Origin of the sequence: Nitrosovibrio sp. Nv17, assembly GCF_900119085.1 — a bacterium.
Classification (GTDB): Bacteria; Pseudomonadota; Gammaproteobacteria; order Burkholderiales; family Nitrosomonadaceae; genus Nitrosospira.
The window spans coordinates 55,284-74,199 of record NZ_FPIQ01000012.1; the positions used below are offsets into that span (position 1 = coordinate 55,284).

Genomic DNA, 18,916 nt, shown 5'->3' on the forward strand with positions numbered 1-18,916 from the left:
AGTGCTTGCGGCTGAAGGAATATCTAGTCGTGCGTTTCGACCTGTACCAGTGGTTCGTCGTGTTCCACTCGCGGGGCAGGGGTTGTGCGCCTGCGCCGCCGGCCGCCAGCAACGGGTGGCGTTTCATTGTCGGTCTCCATCACGCTGGTCTTGTCCGGCAGGGTCTCGATCATGATCAGGCCGCTTCCCGCCAGATCGACATCGGCGGGGACCGGGAGCGGCTCCGGCGAGGATGCGCGTGATTCAGGAACGGATTCGCCGGCGGCCGCTGGCATGGATATGGGTGCGCTATCCCGCATCTCCGTGATCTCCTCGATCGAAACGGGTGCGGCTTCCGCAGCGGGCAAGGCTTTCGGTAGTGGTGATTCCGTCACCGGTTCTCCCAGGGATCGGGGCGTGCCGTGTCCGGCGATGGCCCCGGCCGATACCGCTGTGGTGGGTTCGACAGGATGCCTCGGTGCCGTTTCTGGTCCGGCTGCCGAGGTGTGGGCTGCCGCCGTCCCGGGATGCGGATGGGTCGTCGGCAATGTGGCTGTGGCCGCTATACTCTCCGGGGATGTGGCAGAAGCGGCTGTGGTTGCCGGGTCTTTTCCAGCCGGGGCGTGAACATTTGATCTGGATGGGAGATTCTGCCCATTGGCTTGCCTGCTTTCGATGGCGGTATGCTCGGAGCGTTCCCGTGCTTTTCCGCCACGGCGCCGGCGCCGGCTGCTTTCCTCCCCGGATGACACCGGCTCGCCGTTTGCGGATCGCTGCTCCTCGCCTGCTGAGGGTTTGACCTCGCGCTTCTTCTCCTCACGAGGTGCGCGGAGGGGTTTTTTCTGGCTGGCGCGCTCGCCCTGGGGTTTTGTTTCACGCCGTGGTGCCGACTCCATGGCTGAGGCGGAAGCAGGCGCCGCATCGCTGCCGTGGCCGTCGCGGGTGCGCTGGCCGGCACGAACCGGCTTGCTCGAGTGTTCGCCATCACGGCTGCGGTCACGTCGACCGTGTCCCCGTTCCGGCCGTGGTGCCACGGCCGGAACGGGCGGTGGCAAGGATGTCCGCTCCCCGCCCCCTATCTGCCTGAACCAGCCCAGCATCCGGTCCAGGAGAGAGTGCTCCACGGGGGCAGGGCGAATCCCTTCAAGTTCACGTACCGGTGCAGGTTGTGAGGGCGTGATGCCGCGTACTGCCGCCTGCGGCCGCTGCGGCCTGGCTTCCTGTGCTGCCGGCAAAATGGCTTCTGGCGCGGGATTGGGGTTTTCCACCAGCTCATAGCTGGTCTGGATACCGCCAGGCTTGATCTCGTCGTGGCGCAGGCGCGTGACGCTGTAGTTCGGGGTTTCCAGATGCAGGTTCGGGATCAGCACGATATTGACTTTCAGGCGTGCCTCGATGGCGTGGATATCGGCCCGTTTCTCGTTCAGCAGGTAGGTGGCGGCGTCGACCGGCACCTGGACGTGGAGCACCGCGGTATTCTCCTTCATCGCCTCTTCCTGAATGATCCGCAGGATGTGCAGCGCGGAGGAGTCGGTACTGCGGATGTGTCCGGTGCCGTGGCAGCGGGGACAGGAAATGTAGCTGCTTTCGCCCAGTGAGGGACGCAGCCGCTGGCGCGACAATTCAAGCAGCCCGAAGCGGGAGATCTTTCCCGTTTGAACGCGGGCGCGATCGTAGCGCAGCGACTCGTGCAGGCGATTCTCCACTTCCCGCTGATTGCGCGCGACTTCCATGTCGATGAAGTCGATCACGATCAGCCCACCCAGGTCGCGCAGGCGCAGCTGCCGTGCAATCTCGTCGGCGGCTTCCAGATTGGTATTCAATGCGGTCTGCTCGATGTCGGTGCCGCGCGTGGCACGCGCCGAATTGACGTCGATCGATACCAGGGCCTCGGTATGGTCGATGATGATGGCGCCGCCGGAAGGCAGCGTCACCTGCCGCGAGTAGGCGGTCTCGATCTGGTGCTCGATCTGGAAACGGGAGAACAGCGGCACGTCGTCCCGGTAGAGCTTGACGCGGTTCACGTTGGCCGGCATGACATGGCTCATGAACTGGCAGGCCTGTTCGTGAATGCTTTCAGTATCGATCAGGATTTCGCCGATTTCCTGGTGAAAATAATCCCGAATGGCACGGATGACCAAGCTGCTTTCCTGATAGATCAGGAAAGCGCCGCTCTGGCTCTTCGACGCATCCTCGATGGCCCGCCACAGCTGCAGGAGATAGTTGAGATCCCACTGCAGTTCCTCCTCGCTGCGTCCGATGCCGGCGGTCCGGGCGATGATGCTCATTCCCGGGGGAACATCCAGCTTCGACATGACATCGCGGAGTTCCGCGCGGTCCTCGCCTTCGATGCGGCGCGACACGCCGCCCCCGCGGGGATTGTTGGGCATCAGCACCAGATAGCGGCCCGCCAGCGAGATGTAGGTGGTGAGTGCGGCGCCCTTGGTTCCCCGCTCGTCCTTGTCCACTTGCACGATGAGCTCCTGCCCCTCGTGCAATGCATCCTGCACGCGTACCCGGCTGGATGCCGAATCCACGCCGTCCTTGAAGTACGAGCGGGAAATTTCCTTGAACGGGAGAAAACCGTGACGTTCGCCGCCATATTCGACAAAGGCGGCCTCGAGACTGGGCTCAAGGCGGGTGACTACCGCCTTGTAGATGTTGCTCTTGCGTTGTTCCTTGCCGGCGGATTCAATGTCTAGGTCGATGAGCTTCTGACCGTCGACAATGGCGACACGGAGTTCCTCCGGCTGTGTCGCATTGAATAGCATGCGTTTCATTATATGTCTCCCGCGCTCAGTTCACGGGGGGACAGCCTACGCGCGGGGAGACTGCATCCGGCGCGCGTATACGAGATTGTCAGTCGGGCAGCTTCATCATATGGGACTTGGCTATGTTGGTGAACGATGAACAATGACTTATCGGACGATGACTGTTTCTCTGGCTGGTCGCTAGCAGACTGCCGGGGCCAAGAAATCCGTTGCAGGGATCCGGGTGATACGTAGATTGCGTCCGGGCGCCTTGCTGCTTCGATTCTTCAAATCCGGCGGATTGCCAGGGATCCTGCTTGTTCGGCAAGCAGGATCCGAAAATTTAAACGTCGATCAGGTTTCGATGACGGCGGTTCCATCGTACGGACGGGTGCCGCGAAACCAAGACTGAAATCTACGTGTGCTTTGAGCGCGCAAATCAATTACCATCGTTACTTGCATTGGTGAACGATGTTAACCAGATTCTCGAAGTCAACCCCATCCTGCTTGGACAGAATTCCATCGACGGCACCATGTTGCGTACCGGATCAGGGGCGTACTGGCACTTCGAATTGACAAGTATAAGTAGAATGAGGGATTTACGCAAAGAATTTCACGTGCGCCCCGTCGCCAGGGAGATCGTGGGCGAGGAGAGCAGCGGCCAACGCATCGATAATTTTTTGATGAGGCATCTCAAGGGGGTGCCCAAGAGTCATATCTACCAGTTGCTGCACAGCGGGCAGGTGCGGCTCAACAGCAGGCGCGTCGGGGCGGACCAGGCGCTTCGACCCGGAGACGTCGTGCGCATTCCCCCGGTGAGGATGGCGGGCGATGGCGCTGTTTCCCGAAGGAGCATCGACAGATCCGCGTTCGTTGCATTCAGGGTGGTGTACGAGGACAGGGCGCTGCTGGCGATCGACAAGCCGGCGGGGCTGGCGGTTCACGGCGGCAGCGGCCTGAGTTTCGGAGTCATCGAGCAACTGCGTGCCCAGCATCCCGACTGGAAATTCCTGGAACTGGTGCATCGCCTCGACAGGGAAACCTCCGGCATCCTGTTGCTCGCCAAAAGTCGGGGGCCGCTGGTCGAGCTGCACCGGCAGTTTCGCGTCGGCTCGGTGGGAAAGTACTATATGGCACTGGTGCGTGGCAAGTGGCGCAACATCAGGCAAAGCGTTAAACTGCCTCTCGGCAGGTACCTGACGTCGTCCGGGGAGCGGCGCGTGGCCGTGGTGGCGCCGGATCGCGGGGACCTGCCCGGCAAAATGGCGGCCCACACCGTGTTCACGCTGAGAGGCGTTCATGGCGGCTTCAGCCTGCTGGAGGCGGAGCTGAAGACAGGGCGCACGCATCAGATCCGGGTGCACCTCGCGCATCTGGGTTTTCCCATTGCGGGCGACGACAAGTATGGGGATTTCGCATGGAACCGCCAGCTCGCTAGAAGCGGGGAACCGCCGCGCCTGGGGCGCATGTTCCTGCATGCGCTGCGACTCGACGTGACACATCCCGTGACGGGCCGGCGCCTGCTGCTGGAGACGCCGCTGGCGGGAGAACTGCAGGAATTTCTGGATGGGCTGGACAGGGCCTGATCTCGAGGACAAATCATGGCGGATTCCGACAAGCATCACGAGGGGGACAGGGCATTGCTGGAGAAGCTCGTGCTGTCTTCCGTGCGAGAGCAGCGCAGGACCCGGCAATGGGGTGTGTTTTTCAAGTCGCTGACTTTCGTCTACCTGTTTCTGCTGCTGTTTTTTGGCCTGGGATGGCTGGGTGACAGCGAGATATCCCTGTCGGGGAAGCACACCGCTCTGGTCGACCTGCGCGGTGTGATCGCGCCCGATACCGTCAGTAGTGCGGAAAACGTGAATGCCGGCCTGCAGAGCGCGTTCAAGGACCAGAAAACGCAGGGCGTGATCCTGCGCATCAACAGCCCTGGCGGCAGCCCGGTGCAGGCGGGTCATATCAACGACGAGATCCGTCGCTTGCGTGCCGAGTATCCGCAGATACCGCTCTACGCCGTGATCGAGGACATCTGCGCCTCGGGAGGATACTACGTTGCGGTCGCGGCCGACCGGATTTTCGTGGACAAGGCCAGTGTAGTTGGTTCCATCGGCGTGCTCATGAACGGATTCGGCTTTACCGGAACGATGGAAAAGCTCGGCATCGACCGGCGCCTGATCACGGCCGGGAAAAACAAGGGTTTTCTCGATCCTTTTTCCCCACCGAATGCCGAGGAGGAGGCGTACGCCCGGGAAATGCTGGGCGATATCCACGCGCAGTTCATCCAGGTGGTCCGGGAAGGCCGGGGGGATCGGCTGAAGGAGATCCCCGAACTGTTCAGCGGTATCGTCTGGACGGGTCAGAGAAGTATCGAACTCGGTCTCGCCGATGCCATGGGGAGTGCGGAATACGTGGCGCGCGAGGTGATACAGGCGGAGCGCATCGTGGACTACACGACGCGCGAGGGGTTTGCCGAGCGCTTTGCCAAGCGCTTCGGGGCGGTGATGGCGGAGGCGCTGGTCGGTGCGGGAGGCAGCTGGGGGCTGCGGTGACGGCGGGTGGATTGCGTCCGGAAGGATTAGCCCTGCAGCAGAAAGATGGCAGGCTTGCCGTCGAGTGTCGCTGGAGCATGCTGCCATGCATCGATCCTCCGGGTGGAGATATACTCGTCTTTCAACGTAAGGCTGGAGGCGATGCAAAGCGCGCTGCCGGCGCGGCAGACCGAGATCAGGGATTCCAGCAATGCCTGGTTCCGGTAGGGGGTTTCGATGAATATCTGGGTACGGTCATGGACGATCGAATCCCGCTCCAGCCGCATGATGGCCTCCGTGCGTCGACTGCGATCCCGGGGGAGATAGCCGTGGAACACGAAGCGCTGGCCGTTCAGTCCTGACGCCATCAGGGCGAGAAGCAGGGAAGAGGGGCCCACCAGCGGCACCACGCGGAGGTGGTGCTGGTGGGCCAGGCGTACGAGTTCCGCGCCAGGGTCGGCGATCGTGGGGCAACCCGCCTCCGACAACAGCCCCACATCATGGCCGGATAGAAGAGGGGCCAGCAGATCCGGCACCTCCCGGGGAGGGGTATGCTCATCCAGTACCTGCATGCTGATCTGCTGCAGGGGCAGGGCGCAGCCGATCCGCTTCAGGAATCGCCGGGCGGTCCTGGGGTGTTCGACGACATAGTGATCGAGTCTCGCCACGCACTGCCTGGCGGCGGACGGAATCGTCCAGGCCCCGTCCTCTTCTCCCAGCGGGGTGGGAATGAGGTAGAGGGTGCCGGGCGTCATACGATGTTTACGCCTTCCCGTTCCAGCATCTGCACCAGTGCGATCAACGGCAGGCCGATCAGTGCGGTGGGGTCGTCGCTGACGATGCGTTCGATCAGGACGATGCCCAATCCCTCGACCTTGGCGCTGCCCGCGCAGTGATAGGGCTGTTCTCTATCCAGATAACCCTCGATCTGCCGATCGCTGAAAGCGCGGAACTTGACGCGCGAATCGATCACCCGTGCCTGCATGTGGCCGCTGGCGGCGTTGAGAAGGCACAGGGCGGTGTGGAATACGACCTCCCTGCCACGCATCCGTCGTAGTTGACGGATGGCATTGGGACGGTCCAGCGGCTTGCCCAGGTGCCGGCCTTTCAGTACCGCCACCTGGTCGGCGCCGATGATGAGTGCACCGGGATGAAGCGCGGCGACCGCGCGGCTCTTGGCTACCGCCAGGCGGGATGCGGTGATCTCCGGCGCTTCGTCAGCCAATGCCGTTTCATCGATTTCCGGATTGCAAACTTCGAACGGGATCTGCAGACGTCCGAGCAGTTCACGGCGATAGATGGAACTGGAGCCCAGTATGAGAGGCGGGGCGGGTGAGTGCGGGCTCAATTCCATTCCTGGGGGATTTTGACACCTGGATGCAAAGGATATAATATGCGCGCCGTGTGAATAGCCCCGAATTCTAATACCAAAGCCGCCGAGCCATCAAACAGGGGCGCCTCGCGGTGGAAGGTTCCCACGGGATGGGCCCGAGAAGCCCTACAGTACCTGCAACCATGCCGAAACGATTCGTCATTGCCGATGTGATCGATTTTGCCCGTAATGCTGGGCGGCATCATGGTAAAATCCCGGTTTCCGAGTTCGAGCGTCTGCGGGATTATCTGGTGGACCGGGGCGGTGAACTGGCATATACGCTCGAAGGTGCATTGGATGAATCCGCCAGACCGGTGGTGCGCATGGTGGTGCAGGGCCTGCTGAGCCTCCGATGCCAGCGTTGCCTGGAGGCGATCGGCCGTAAGCTGGAATTGCGGTCGGTTCTGCTGCTGGCCAGGGACGAGACAGAGCTCTGCCGGCTGAACGAGGACGAGGCGCTGGACGTCATTCTGGCGGAGCCGGATCTGGAGATCCTGAAACTGATCGAGGATGAGATCATACTCGATCTGCCGGCTTCGCCACGCCACGCCGAAGGCACATGTACGATCGGAGGCAGAGACGGGGGCGGGATGGATCGATCCTCTCCCTTCCTGGCGCTGTCGCAGCTGAAGATGAAGATGCTGCATTGAGACCCATTTGAAGGAGAAGCGTCATGGCAGTCCAGCAAAACAAGAAATCCCCCTCCAAGCGCGGCATGCATCGCTCGCATGATTTCCTGACCCGCTCGCCCCTGACCGTGGACTCCAGCACCGGGGAGGTCCATTTGCGCCACCATATCAGCCCCAATGGCTATTATCGTGGCAAGAGGGTCATCAAGACCAAGGAAGACTAGGGCCTCGCCGGTTGCTCCAGGGCGTTGATGTCCCTGCGTGATCCGGCAGGTCGCCAGTCCCAAAGGCGCTCATATTGGATATCACCGTAGCCATAGACTGCATGGGCGGCGATCATGGCCCTCATGTGACGGTTCCTGCGGTTGTCGATTACCTCCACCGCCATTCCGGCACGCACGTCATACTGGTGGGCATGCCGGACGCCATCGAATTGGAGTTGCATGCTGCCCGGCTTGGATCGGATCCCCGGCTCAGGGTCCAGGCCGCGAGCGAGATCGTGGGCATGGACGAATCTCCCGCCCTGGCATTGCGCAATAAAAAGAACTCGTCCATGCGGGTCGCGCTCGATCTGGTAAAGCGTGGCGAAGCCCAGGCGTGCGTCAGTGCGGGCAATACCGGCGCCCTGATCGCCACCTCGCGCTTCGTGCTGAAGATGCTGCCGGGCATCGACCGTCCCGCCCTTGCGGTGGTGCTGCCCACGATGCGGGGACGTACCTATGTACTGGATCTGGGGGCGAATGTGGATTGCGAGGCCGAGCATCTGCTACAGTTCGGCGTCATGGGAGCGGCCCTGGTCTCTTCCGTCGAGAGCAAGGAAAGGCCCAGCGTCGGGTTGCTGAACATCGGCGAGGAAGAGATCAAGGGGAATGAAGTCGTGAAACGGGCTGCGGAGCTGCTGCGCGACAGCGGACTCAATTTTTATGGAAACATCGAGGGCAACGACATTTACAAGGGAACGACCGATGTGGTCGTGTGCGATGGTTTCGTCGGGAATGTGGCCCTGAAGACATCCGAAGGCGTGGCGCAAATGCTGTCCACCTTTCTACGCGAGGAATTCGGACGAAATCCCCTCACCAGATTCGCGGGACTGATCGCGCTGCCGGTCATCAATGCGTTCAAGCGCCGGGTGGATCACCGGCAGTACAACGGTGCAAGCCTGCTGGGTCTGCGAGGTGTCGTCATCAAGAGTCACGGGGCTGCCGACGGCTATGCGTTCTCGTGTGCGATCGCCCGTGCCACGGACGAGGTGCGCGGGGGAATGCTGCATCGTCTGAGCGAACGTGCGGCGGGACTGTCGCGCCCATCGGGGGGGTCGCTCACGTATCGCCAGTCCGCGCTCGAGGAGTATCCCACATGACGTATTCGCGTATCGTGGGAACGGGAAGCTATCTGCCCGAAAAGATCCTCACGAACCATGATCTCGAGCGCATGGTGGATACCAGCGACGAGTGGATCCGGACACGTACCGGCATTGCCGAGCGCCGAATCGCAGCAGACGATCAGGCGGCAAGCGATCTGGCGCTCAATGCCAGCCGGGCGGCGATGGAAGCGGGGAGCGTGTCGATCGCCGATATCGATCTCGTCATTGCCGCCACCACGACACCCGACATGGTCTTCCCCAGCACCGCCTGCATTCTGCAGGACAAGCTGGGGATAGGGGACTGCCCCGCGTTCGACGTGCAGGCGGTGTGCAGCGGGTTCGTGTACGCGCTGGCCACGGCGGACATGTTCATTCGTGCCGGCAAGTGTCGTGCCGCGCTGGTGGTGGGTACCGAGATCTACTCGCGCATCCTCGACTGGAGCGATCGCAGCACCTGCGTTCTGTTCGGCGATGGCGCGGGTGCGGTCGTGCTTTCCCGCAGCGACCAGCCGGGAATCCTGTCGACCCATCTCCACGCCGATGGCAGCTACAGCAAGTTGCTGTCGGTCCCCGGCAGCATCGGGGGCGGCAAGGTGCAGGGCAATCCGTTCATCATGATGGATGGCAACACGGTCTTCAAGTTCGCGACCAGGGTCCTGGAGGAAGTGGTGCATGAGGCCCTGGCGGAGAACGGCATGCAGGTCTCCGATATCGACTGGCTGGTTCCGCATCAGGCCAATATTCGCATCATTCGATCGACCGCGCGCAAGCTGGGCATTTCGATGGAGAAGGTGGTCGTCACCCTCGATCGGCATGGAAATACATCCGCGGCCTCCATTCCCCTGGCGATCGACGCCGCGGTGCGCGACGGGCGCATCCAGCCCGGGCACCATGTACTGCTGGAAGGCGTGGGCGGGGGATTCACCTGGGGATCGGCCCTGATTCGCTGGTAGGGCCGGGATATCGACGGAAGAGGCTGAATATGCACACCTGTCCGGAGCTCATCCGCAGCGGATGGTTCGTATCCCCCGCAGGCGCCCGGGGGGGCGGGCAACGGCCGCGGTTGCCATGAAATACGCGTGTGTGTTCCCCGGTCAGGGGTCTCAATCGCCGGGAATGATGAACGGGTATGCCGGCTTTGCCGTGGTACGAGCCACCTTCGACGAGGCATCCGAGGTGCTGGGAGAGGATTTGTGGACCCTGGTCAATGAGGGGCCGGCCGACAGGCTCGATCTGACCGTCAATACCCAGCCCCTGATGCTGACGGCAGACGTTGCGGTATACCGTGCATGGGAAAGCCTGGGGAAGGCGCCACCATCGTTCGTGGCGGGGCACAGCCTGGGGGAATATGCCGCGCTGGTAGCCGCGGCAGCGTTGACCTTTGCCGATGCCGTGTCGCTGGTGCACTTTCGGGCGGAGATGATGCAGCAGGCGGTACCCGAGGGGGCCGGTGGCATGGCGGCGATCCTGGGACTCGACGACGAGAGCGTGCGCAGGGTATGCAGGCAGGTGGTGGAGTCGTCGCACGGGGAGTTGGTGGAGCCGGCAAATTTCAATTCTCCGGGGCAGGTGGTCATCTCGGGCCACAGGAACGCGGTGGTGCGGGGCATGGAGCTGGCATTGTCGGCTGGGGCCAGGCGAGCCCTGATGCTTCCGGTGAGCGTCCCCTCGCATTGCTCGCTGATGTCCCGGGCGGCAGAAAGGATGCGGCAGAAGCTGGAGCAGGTGACCTTCATGTCTCCCCGGATACCGGTGCTGCACAATGCGGATGTGCGGTGGCATGCGGATCCGGCAGAAATAAAGGGTATTCTGGTGCGCCAGCTGTGTGAACCGGTACGCTGGACGGAAACCGTTCATGCGCTGGCAGCCGCGGGAATCCATCAGGTGCTGGAGTGCGGCCCGGGAAAGGTATTGTCGGGGTTGATCAAGCGTATCGAGCCAAATATGCGGGGGAGCGCCCTGACGGATGATGTCGCGATCCGGCGGACGGCAGAGGCGCTGGCATGATGTGCATCCGATTCATCAATGTATAACCGGGCGGGAGGCTCATGCCGCTGCTAGATCAGGTCGTATTGGTGACCGGCGCCAGCCGGGGCATCGGACAGGCAATCGCGCTCGAGCTCGGCAGGCGGGGCGCCGCGGTGGTTGGAACCGCCACCAGCCAGGGGGGGGCCCGGGCCATCGACCATTATCTGAACGAGGCGGGGATCGCGGGCGGCGGCATGGTGCTCGATGTAAACGATGCCCTTCAGGTCGACACTGTCATGGATGAGGTGCGTCGGAAGTTTGGGGACGTCTCCGTACTGGTGAACAATGCAGGCATCACCCGTGACAATCTGCTCGTCCGCATGAAGGACGAAGAGTGGGACGAGATCATGGATACCAATCTCAGGGCGGTTTTTCGCCTGAGCCGTGCGGTGCTGCGGGGCATGATGAGGGCAAGATACGGACGCATCGTCAATATCTCGTCGGTGGTCGGGTCGACCGGAAATATCGGACAGGCCAACTATGCCGCGGCCAAGGCGGCGGTGGCGGGTTTCAGCAAGTCCCTGGCGCGCGAAGTGGGGAGCCGCAACATCACGGTCAATTGCGTCGCACCGGGTTTCGTGGATACGGACATGACGCGAGCGCTGAGCGAACGGCAGCGCCATGAACTGATCGGGCTCGTACCTCTGGGCAGGCTGGCGCAACCCGGCGAGATCGCCGCGGCCGTCGCATTCATCGCCTCGCCGGATGCGGGCTACATCACGGGAGCGACGCTGCATGTCAATGGCGGGATGTACATGGATTGACGGGAAGGCATCTTGGCTCCTGGATGGAATCCGGATGTCGGCCATATGTCATAGGGTTATTTTCGGCCTGTCGGAGTGGTAATTCTATTAACATCGAAAACTTGCTAGAATGACGGCGTTTTCTTACCGGAGAAGAGGTATCTAGATGGAAAATGTAGAGCAACGCATAAAAAAAATCGTGGCCGAACAGCTGGGAGTGAACGAGGCCGATGTCAAGAGCGAATCATCCTTCGTGGATGATCTGGGTGCGGATTCACTGGATACCGTGGAGCTGGTCATGGCGCTCGAGGAAGAATTCAAGTGCGAAATTCCCGATGAACAGGCAGAGAAAATCAATACCGTCCAGCAAGCCATTGATTACATCAATTCCCACTCCAGCTAATCTTCATATAGACGCATCCCCCTGTCGGAGCCGTTTTGTCGAGGCGTAGGGTCGCTATCACCGGGCTTGGCATCATCTCGCCCATTGGGAATACCGTTCCGGATGCGTGGGCCAGCGTGATCGCGGGTAAGTCCGGCATCGACCATATCACCCGTTTCGACGCTTCCGAGTTCTCATCCCGTATCGCTGGAGAAGTCAGGAACTTCGAGGTCACCGACTACCTTTCTCCCAAGGATGCGCGCCGGATGGACATTTTCATCCACTATGGCATGGCAGCGGCGATCCAGGCGGTCAAGGATGCCGGCATCGAGGAGATCACGGACGCCGGCTTCGACCGCGAGCGCATCGGCGTCAATATCGGTTCCGGGATCGGCGGGCTGCCGATGATCGAGCAGACCCATGACGCCTACCATGCGGGCGGTCCCCGGAAAATCTCGCCGTTCTTCATTCCCAGCACCATCATCAACATGATTGCAGGAAATCTGTCCATCATGTTCGGGTTCAAGGGGCCGAATCTTGCGATCGTTACCGCCTGCACCACCGCCACGCACTGTATCGGCGATTCGGCACGCCTGATCGAGTACGGTGATGTCGACATCATGGTTGCAGGGGGTACCGAATCCTGTGTGACGCCGCTTACCGTTGGCGGTTTTTCTTCGGCGCGGGCGCTTTCCGCCCGGAATGACGATCCCGCTACCGCCAGCCGGCCGTGGGACAAAGGCCGGGACGGTTTCGTATTGGGAGAAGGGGCAGGGGTGCTGGTGCTGGAGGAACTGGAGCATGCCAGGAAGCGCGGAGCCAGGATCTACGCCGAACTGGCGGGATTCGGCATGAGTGCCGACGCCTACCACATGACCGCCCCCTCCGAAGATGGCGAGGGGGCTGCCCGTTGCATGGTCAATGCAATCAGAAACGCCCGTGTCGAAGCCGACGAGGTGGATTATGTCAATGCCCACGGCACCTCCACCCCACTGGGCGACCTCGCGGAAACCGTCGCGGTGAAGCGCTGCTTCGGCGAGCACGCGAGGAGACTGGCGGTGAATTCCACCAAGTCCATGACCGGACACCTGCTGGGTGCCGCAGGGGGAGTGGAGGCGGTCTTCTGTGCGCTGGCGATACATCACCAGGTGTCGCCGCCCACCATCAACATCTTCGATCAGGATCCGGCTTGCGATCTGGATTACGTCGCCGGTGCAGCGCGGGACATGAGGATCGGTGTGGCGATATCGAACTCGTTCGGTTTCGGCGGTACCAACGGTACGCTGGTGTTCCGCAGGATCTGACCCACGGCGGTATCGGGGGGCATCACCACGGATTGCCCTCCGCTTCGGATGCGAATCGATTGCTGTGAATCTTTCCATGGACGGTATTGCCGGCGCTGCATGAATAGTCATCGCTACGATCCGTCCTTTCATGGATTCGTCTGCGCGCCGGCTTCCATGGCACCCGACCCACTCCATCATTTTCTCGGGCGGATATACGGGCGATTGATCGACCGGATCGTGCCCCATCACTCTTGCGGCACATGCAAACGTTGAAACGCCTCATCATTCTGCTGCTGGCGGGTGGAATACTGTTTGCAGGATGGTTGGGCTACCGGGTTGTCACGCCCTTCGAGCCTCCTGTCGTTCCCTACGAGTTTTCCATCGAGCCGGGCAGCAGCCTGAGAAGCGTCGCACAGCAGCTGGCCCATGCGGGCATGGTGCCGGACGCCTGGTCCTTCATCCTGCTGTCCCGGGCGACGAATCTCTCGTCGTCGCTCAAGGCCGGCGACTATGAAATCACCGGAAGCATTTCACCCTGGCAGCTGCTGCAGCGTATCACCCGCGGGGAAGTCAATCAGAAGGATATCCGGTTCATCGAGGGCTGGACGTTCTCGAAAATCCGGGAGAGCCTGGACGCGCATCCGGCCATCCGGCACGACATGGCGGAGCTGAACGAAGGGGAGATCCTGAAGGGAATCGGTGCCGACGAGGCATCGGCGGAGGGGTTGTTCTTTCCCGATACCTATTTCTTCGTACGAGGCAGCAGCGATCTTTCGATATTGAGGCGCGCCTATCATGCGATGCAGAAACACCTGGGCGCAGCGTGGGCCTCGCGTGCCGCGGACCTGCCGCTGGAGACGCCCTATCAGGCGCTCATCCTGGCGTCCATCGTCGAGAAGGAGACCGGCAGGGAGAGTGACCGCGCCATGGTGGCGGGTGTGTTCATCAATCGGCTGCGGCGGGGAATGCTGCTGCAGACCGACCCAACCGTCATCTATGGTCTGGGAGAGAGATTCGACGGCAATCTGCGCAAACAGGATCTGCTTGCCGACCAGGCATACAATACCTATACGCGCGTGGGCCTGCCTCCCACGCCCATCGCCATGCCAGGCCTAGCTTCGATCCGGGCGGCACTCAACCCAGCCGTGACCACTGCGCTCTACTTCGTCGCCAAGGGTAATGGGGAGTCCCATTTTTCCGACAATCTTGCCGATCACAACCGTGCCGTATGGAAGTACCAGAAGCGGCAAGGATCGTGATCCGCATTACTGGCGCTTGGTCCACGGAAGGATTCGACGCGCCTGTTTGCGAGCTGGGGGCAGCGCATGCGGCAGCGGCAGGCAGACCGGGACATCCCTGTGCCGGACAGCGTGGCGAAATCCGATGTCACCGGTTTTTGCAGTATCCAGATGCTGGAAATGGGTGCAAAAAATTGACATTGGCGTCTTCAAACGTAAAATGACGGGCAAAATAATGTGGGAGGTGGCGTTTTCTGGTTTGTGGCGGCAAACGGAAAATTCATTCCCTGTGAATTTCAATTGCCCCCAATCAGGAAGGAGAGCATGAGTCATACACTCTACGAAGCATCCGTGGTACGCGTGCAGCGCTGTGAGTTGGCCGTTCCCGGATCCAATCCGGCGATGTTCGAAAAAGCACTGAAAAGTGGCGCCGACTTCGTGTTTCTGGATCTGGAGGACGCCGTCGCGCCGGACGACAAGATAAGGGCGCGCAGGAACGTCGTCGAGGCGCTCAACGATCTCGACTGGAAAGGTCACGGGGTTACCGTCTCGGTACGCGTCAACGGCCTGGATACCCAATTCATGGTGCGTGACGTGGTCGATCTGGTGGAGCAGGCCGGCAGCAGGCTGGATACCATCCTGATTCCCAAGGTTGGCGTATATGCGGACGTCTACATGGTCGAGGCCATGCTGAGTCAGCTGGAGATGCAGCAGGGCCTGCGGAACAGGATCGGCATCGAAGCGCTGATCGAGACGGCACTGGGCATGGCCAACGTCGAGGACATTGCCCGCCATGGCGCCTCGGGACGCCTCGAGGCGCTGCATTTCGGAGTGGCGGACTACGCTGCCAGCAACCGTGCCCGTACCACCAACATCGGCGGACTCAATCCGGACTATCCGGGAGATCAGTGGCACGCCGCCATCAGCCGCATGACCGTTGCCTGCCGCGCCTATGGGTTGCGCCCGATCGACGGTCCCTTTGGCGACATCCAGGATCCGGATGGCTACCAGGCTGCAGCGAGGCGGGCCGCAGCGCTGGGCTGCGAAGGCAAGTGGGCCATCCATCCTACACAGATCGCGTTGGCGAAGGAAGTGTTCACGCCACCCGCTGCCGAAATCGAGAAGGCCAGGCGTATTCTGGCAGCGCTGGCGGAGGCGGCCGCCCAGGGCAAGGGGGCCGCGGCGCTGGACGGGCGCATGATCGACGCCGCCTCGGCAAGAATGGCCAACAACGTTGTCCAGGCAGCGGAAGCCATCGCGGCAGGAAGCCAATAGAGTATCGCCGCGACCATCTTTTCCGGCAGGGATGCAACCGCATGTGCCAGCGCCCTACCGGTCATTTCAGATTCGTTTGCTATCGTGGGGGTCGACTGGACCTGCTGAGGATCCGGTTTGAGGAGGACGGGCTTCCATTGCCCTGTAATACATAAAGGAGGCATATTGGACATACACGAATATCAGGCGAAAGAAATTCTGGCACGGTACGGTGCCAAGATCGCGGAGGGAGGGCTTGCCTACAGTCCGGAAGAGAGTGTCCAGCGCGCCCGGGAGATCGAAGGAGAGGTCTGGGTCGTGAAGGCTCAGATCCATTCAGGCGCCCGTGGCAAGGCGGGCGGCATCAAGGTATGCAGAACGCATGAAGAGGTCGAGGCGGCTGCCGAGGGCCTCCTGGGCAGGCATCTGGTGACACGGCAGACGGGCGCCGCGGGCAAGATCTGCTCGCGGGTGTACGTCGAAGCAGGAACGGATATCGCAAAAGAGCTGTACCTCTGTTTTCTGATCGATCGTAGTTCCGAGCGCATCGTCATGGTGGGTTCTGCGCGCGGGGGCATGGATATCGAGGAGTTGGCCGGGACCGATCCCGGGGCGATCAAGAAGATACACATCGAGCCGGCGGTGGGACTCCAGGATTTCCAGGTACGCGATATGGCATTTTTTCTGGGGCTGGATACCGCACAGTTGATCCATGCCGTCAAAACCATAAAAGGCTGCTATCGCGCCCTGCGGGATCTGGATGCCAGCATGCTGGAGATCAATCCCCTGGCCGTCACCGGCAGCGGCGAGTTGATCATACTGGATGCCAAGATGAGTTTCGACGAGAATGCGCTGTTCCGCCACCACGAGATCGCCGAATTGCGCGACAAGAGCCAGGGGGATTCCCGGGAGGTGGCGGCGGCGGATCAGGGCCTGAACTATGTCGGCTTGGACGGCGACATCGGCTGCATGATCAATGGTGCAGGCCTTGCCATGGCCACCATGGACATGATCAAGCTGGCTGGAGGCAAGCCCGCGAATTTCCTGGATGTGGGAGGGGGCGCCTCGCCGGAGCGTACGGAGAAGGCCTTCCGCCTGGTACTGGCCGACCAGGGCGTCAAGGCCATGCTGGTCAATATATTCGCCGGTATCAATCGATGCGACTGGATCGCGGAAGGCGTCATCCAGGCCGTCAGGAACATCGGCATGCACGTTCCGCTGGTAGTGCGCCTGTCCGGCACCAACGTCGAGGAAGGGCGGCGCCTCATCGCTGCGAGCGGCCTGCCCATCATCACCGCGGATACCCTGGCCGAGGCTGCCGAGAAGGTCGTCCAGGCCTGCAACGCGGTGATCGAAAAAGAAAACGAAGGGAAGACAGATGGCAATCTTGGTTGACGAGCGTACACGCATCATCGTTCAGGGATTCACCGGCAAGATCGGAACCTTCCACGCACAGGACATGATCCGCTACGGGTCCAACGTCGTGGGAGGCGTGACGCCAGGGAAAGGAGGGCAGCGGCACCTCGACCTGCCCGTGTTCAATACAGTCAGGGAAGCGGTGCAGCAGGCGGGTGCGGAGGCCAGCATCGTGTTCGTGCCTCCGGCATTCGCGGCGGATTCGATCATGGAGGCTGCCGATGCGGGCATCCGCTATTGCGTCGCGATCACCGACGGCATTCCCACCCAGGACATGGTGACCGTCAAGAACTTCCTGCGCCGCTTTCCCCTCCAAGAAAGAATGGTGCTGACCGGGCCGAACTGCGCCGGCACCATCAGCCCCGGACGTGCGATGCTCGGCATCATGCCCGGGCACATCTACCTGCGTGGGAACGTCGGCGTCGTGGCCCGTTCGGGCACCTTGGGCTATGAGGCGGCCGACCAGATGCGAGGGCTCGGCATCGGCATATCGACTTCGGTGGGAATCGGCGGCGATCCGATCATCGGCAGTTCGCACCGCGATATCCTCGAGAAGTTCGAGGTGGATGCCGACACCCGTGCAGTGATCATGATAGGCGAGATCGGCGGGCCGCAAGAGGTGGAGGCGGGTATCTTCGCAAGGGAAAGCATGAGCAAGCCGCTCATCGCCTATATCGCCGGCCTGACCGCACCGGAAGGGCGGCGCATGGGGCATGCGGGCGCAATCATTTCGTCCGCGGGGGAAAGCGCCGCGGAGAAGGTGGCCATGCTGAAGGAGCTGGGCATCACGATCTGCCCGACACCGGCCGCGATGGGAAAAACCGTGGCATCGGTACTGGCGGGCATGGCGGGTTGATCCGTTCGGCTCGTCCTGTCGAAGAGGAGGAGTGGAGCATGGCGATTGGCTGGATGGCGGCGCTCAAGATCATTCCGTGGGGGCAGGTACTGGAATCGGCCCCGCATCTCGTCAAGGCCGCAAGGCACCTCTTCTCCGAAACCAGAAAAGATGCCGGCGCATTCGCCGAGTCTGCGGCCGAACCCCCGGCGTCATCGGCGGATGAGCGGGTCGGGCGCCTGGAGCGGCGCATCCGTCTGCTGGAGAGCAGGATCGCGGAACTGCGAAGCGAGCAGGAATCCTCCACCGAACTGATCAAGTCGCTCGCCGAGCAGAATGCCCTCATTGTCGACGCCATCGGGATTCTCCGGCTCCGGGCGAGGCTGCTGCTGGCGATCTGTCTCATGCTGATGGGTGTGCTGGCAGGGGGGATCGTGTGGCTGGCGGCAGGGGGATGACGAGAGTGCCGCAGCATCGACTCCTTCGAGGCGTGGAGGGATGGCGAGGTGTAAGTGATTCTCGTTTGCAGTGGTTGGCTGCTTGCGTGAATAAAATGGTATCCGTGGTACCACATAGAGTCATAAGACTGGTGCTACCTGTTTGGATCAACCGGCGATAAAGTACGGGCGCAATAAAACTGCGTGGCTACCAACAACAATGGATGCACCTCCTTGTGCATGGTCGTAGTGGGTATTCGCAAGGAAGCCATGGGGATAATCCCGTGACATGTACACTGGCCGCAGCCGGTCTGCGGTTCTTTTGACACGGAAAGGAGAGAAGAGATGTCTGTGGGATTGTGCAGGCTATTGGGGGTGGTGCTGTGTTTGTTGTTGCCGGCATCGTCGTGGGCGGATTTTCCGAGCGTACCGCGGGAGTTGTACAAGGCGCTGAGTTTGGAGGACGATGCGAGTCCGAAGGAGCTGTATGAAGCGGTGAAGAAGCGCTACAAGGATCCGGCGACGGGGTCGGGGCCGGGGGCGCTGGCGCAGTACTGGGAGCCGATACCGTACAGCATGTACATGGATCCTGCGTCATTTTACAAGCCGCCGTCCTCGATGAAGGAAGTGGTGGAGCGTCCGGAGTGCGTGAAGTGTCACACGGACGAATCGCCGG

19 protein-coding genes and 1 pseudogene are annotated in these 18,916 nt (G+C 61.6%); 16 read left to right on the forward strand and 4 right to left on the reverse strand.

Going from position 1 to position 18,916, the window contains the following annotated elements; translation table 11 throughout:
• Nucleotides 1-23: 23 nt before the first annotated feature.
• Nucleotides 24-2,759: an Rne/Rng family ribonuclease gene (locus BT108_RS08415; protein WP_072294091.1), complete on the reverse strand. Its 2,736-nt coding sequence runs from the start codon at nucleotides 2,757-2,759 to the stop codon at nucleotides 24-26.
• A 560-nt stretch (nucleotides 2,760-3,319) separates the two neighbouring features.
• Here BT108_RS08415 and BT108_RS08420 point away from each other — a divergent pair.
• Both BT108_RS08420 and BT108_RS08425 read left to right on the forward strand, forming a co-directional pair.
• Nucleotides 3,320-4,315, forward strand: coding sequence for an RluA family pseudouridine synthase (locus BT108_RS08420; protein WP_072294092.1), 996 nt, complete (start codon nucleotides 3,320-3,322; stop codon nucleotides 4,313-4,315).
• Between the two features lie 15 nt (nucleotides 4,316-4,330).
• Nucleotides 4,331-5,278 carry a S49 family peptidase gene (locus tag BT108_RS08425; RefSeq protein ID WP_072294093.1) on the forward strand — a complete coding sequence of 316 codons (948 nt, stop codon included), beginning with the start codon at nucleotides 4,331-4,333 and terminating at the stop codon, nucleotides 5,276-5,278.
• Between the two features lie 26 nt (nucleotides 5,279-5,304).
• Here BT108_RS08425 and BT108_RS08430 read toward each other — a convergent pair whose 3' ends face one another.
• Nucleotides 5,305-6,012, reverse strand: coding sequence for an SAM-dependent methyltransferase (locus BT108_RS08430; protein WP_072294094.1), 708 nt, complete (start codon nucleotides 6,010-6,012; stop codon nucleotides 5,305-5,307).
• Complete coding sequence (locus BT108_RS08435; RefSeq protein WP_072294095.1) at nucleotides 6,009-6,611, reverse strand: Maf family protein; 603 nt, start codon at nucleotides 6,609-6,611, stop codon at nucleotides 6,009-6,011. The genes BT108_RS08430 and BT108_RS08435 overlap by 4 nt, the downstream gene beginning before the upstream one ends.
• Nucleotides 6,612-6,772: 161 nt before the next feature.
• Here BT108_RS08435 and BT108_RS08440 point away from each other — a divergent pair, with 161 nt between their 5' ends.
• The 9 genes from BT108_RS08440 to mltG all read left to right on the forward strand — a co-directional run bounded on the left by BT108_RS08440 (nucleotide 6,773) and on the right by mltG (nucleotide 14,319).
• Nucleotides 6,773-7,279: a YceD family protein gene (locus BT108_RS08440; protein ID WP_072294096.1), complete on the forward strand. Its 507-nt coding sequence runs from the start codon at nucleotides 6,773-6,775 to the stop codon at nucleotides 7,277-7,279.
• A 23-nt stretch (nucleotides 7,280-7,302) separates the two neighbouring features.
• Nucleotides 7,303-7,482 carry a 50S ribosomal protein L32 gene (gene rpmF, locus BT108_RS08445; RefSeq protein WP_072294097.1) on the forward strand — a complete coding sequence of 60 codons (180 nt, stop codon included), beginning with the start codon at nucleotides 7,303-7,305 and terminating at the stop codon, nucleotides 7,480-7,482.
• Nucleotides 7,483-7,556: 74 nt separating this feature from the next.
• Nucleotides 7,557-8,618 (forward strand): phosphate acyltransferase PlsX, encoded by a 1,062-nt coding sequence (gene plsX, locus BT108_RS08450; protein WP_072294098.1) that lies wholly within the window; start codon nucleotides 7,557-7,559, stop codon nucleotides 8,616-8,618.
• On the forward strand, nucleotides 8,615-9,574 hold the full coding sequence (locus BT108_RS08455) for a beta-ketoacyl-ACP synthase III (protein ID WP_072294099.1): 960 nt from the start codon (nucleotides 8,615-8,617) through the stop codon (nucleotides 9,572-9,574). Before plsX ends, BT108_RS08455 begins: the two co-directional genes overlap by 4 nt.
• 115 nt (nucleotides 9,575-9,689) lie before the next feature.
• Entirely contained in the window at nucleotides 9,690-10,628 is a 939-nt protein-coding gene (gene fabD / locus BT108_RS08460; protein WP_072294100.1) for an ACP S-malonyltransferase, read from the forward strand.
• A gap of 41 nt (nucleotides 10,629-10,669) precedes the next feature.
• Nucleotides 10,670-11,413: a 3-oxoacyl-ACP reductase FabG gene (fabG, locus tag BT108_RS08465; protein ID WP_072294101.1), complete on the forward strand. Its 744-nt coding sequence runs from the start codon at nucleotides 10,670-10,672 to the stop codon at nucleotides 11,411-11,413.
• A 145-nt stretch (nucleotides 11,414-11,558) separates the two neighbouring features.
• Nucleotides 11,559-11,795: an acyl carrier protein gene (gene acpP, locus BT108_RS08470; RefSeq protein WP_072294102.1), complete on the forward strand. Its 237-nt coding sequence runs from the start codon at nucleotides 11,559-11,561 to the stop codon at nucleotides 11,793-11,795.
• 35 nt (nucleotides 11,796-11,830) lie between these two features.
• Nucleotides 11,831-13,078, forward strand: a complete 1,248-nt coding sequence (gene fabF / locus BT108_RS08475; RefSeq protein WP_072294103.1) for a beta-ketoacyl-ACP synthase II — start codon at nucleotides 11,831-11,833, stop codon at nucleotides 13,076-13,078.
• A gap of 242 nt (nucleotides 13,079-13,320) precedes the next feature.
• Nucleotides 13,321-14,319 (forward strand): endolytic transglycosylase MltG, encoded by a 999-nt coding sequence (gene mltG / locus BT108_RS08480; RefSeq protein WP_072294104.1) that lies wholly within the window; start codon nucleotides 13,321-13,323, stop codon nucleotides 14,317-14,319.
• Between the two features lie 6 nt (nucleotides 14,320-14,325).
• Here mltG and BT108_RS13815 read toward each other — a convergent pair whose 3' ends face one another.
• Nucleotides 14,326-14,631 carry a hypothetical protein gene (locus BT108_RS13815; protein ID WP_177257283.1) on the reverse strand — a complete coding sequence of 102 codons (306 nt, stop codon included), beginning with the start codon at nucleotides 14,629-14,631 and terminating at the stop codon, nucleotides 14,326-14,328.
• Between BT108_RS13815 and BT108_RS08485 the strand changes: the two genes are divergently transcribed.
• The 5 genes and pseudogenes from BT108_RS08485 to BT108_RS08505 form a co-directional block, all read left to right on the forward strand.
• Nucleotides 14,623-15,573, forward strand: a complete 951-nt coding sequence (locus BT108_RS08485) for an HpcH/HpaI aldolase/citrate lyase family protein (protein WP_072294105.1) — start codon at nucleotides 14,623-14,625, stop codon at nucleotides 15,571-15,573. The two genes, BT108_RS13815 and BT108_RS08485, sit on opposite strands and share 9 nt — an antisense overlap.
• Nucleotides 15,574-15,738: 165 nt before the next feature.
• The gene (locus tag BT108_RS08490; protein WP_072294106.1) at nucleotides 15,739-16,947 is read left to right on the forward strand and encodes a malate--CoA ligase subunit beta; all 1,209 of its coding nucleotides are present in this window, start codon (nucleotides 15,739-15,741) and stop codon (nucleotides 16,945-16,947) included.
• Nucleotides 16,931-17,824, forward strand: coding sequence for a succinate--CoA ligase subunit alpha (gene sucD, locus BT108_RS08495; RefSeq protein WP_072294107.1), 894 nt, complete (start codon nucleotides 16,931-16,933; stop codon nucleotides 17,822-17,824). Before BT108_RS08490 ends, sucD begins: the two co-directional genes overlap by 17 nt.
• 38 nt (nucleotides 17,825-17,862) lie before the next feature.
• Nucleotides 17,863-18,261, forward strand: a complete 399-nt coding sequence (locus BT108_RS08500; protein ID WP_072294108.1) for a bZIP transcription factor — start codon at nucleotides 17,863-17,865, stop codon at nucleotides 18,259-18,261.
• Nucleotides 18,262-18,585: 324 nt separating this feature from the next.
• Nucleotides 18,586-18,916 (forward strand): annotated as a pseudogene (locus BT108_RS08505) (hydroxylamine reductase); the annotation flags it as partial.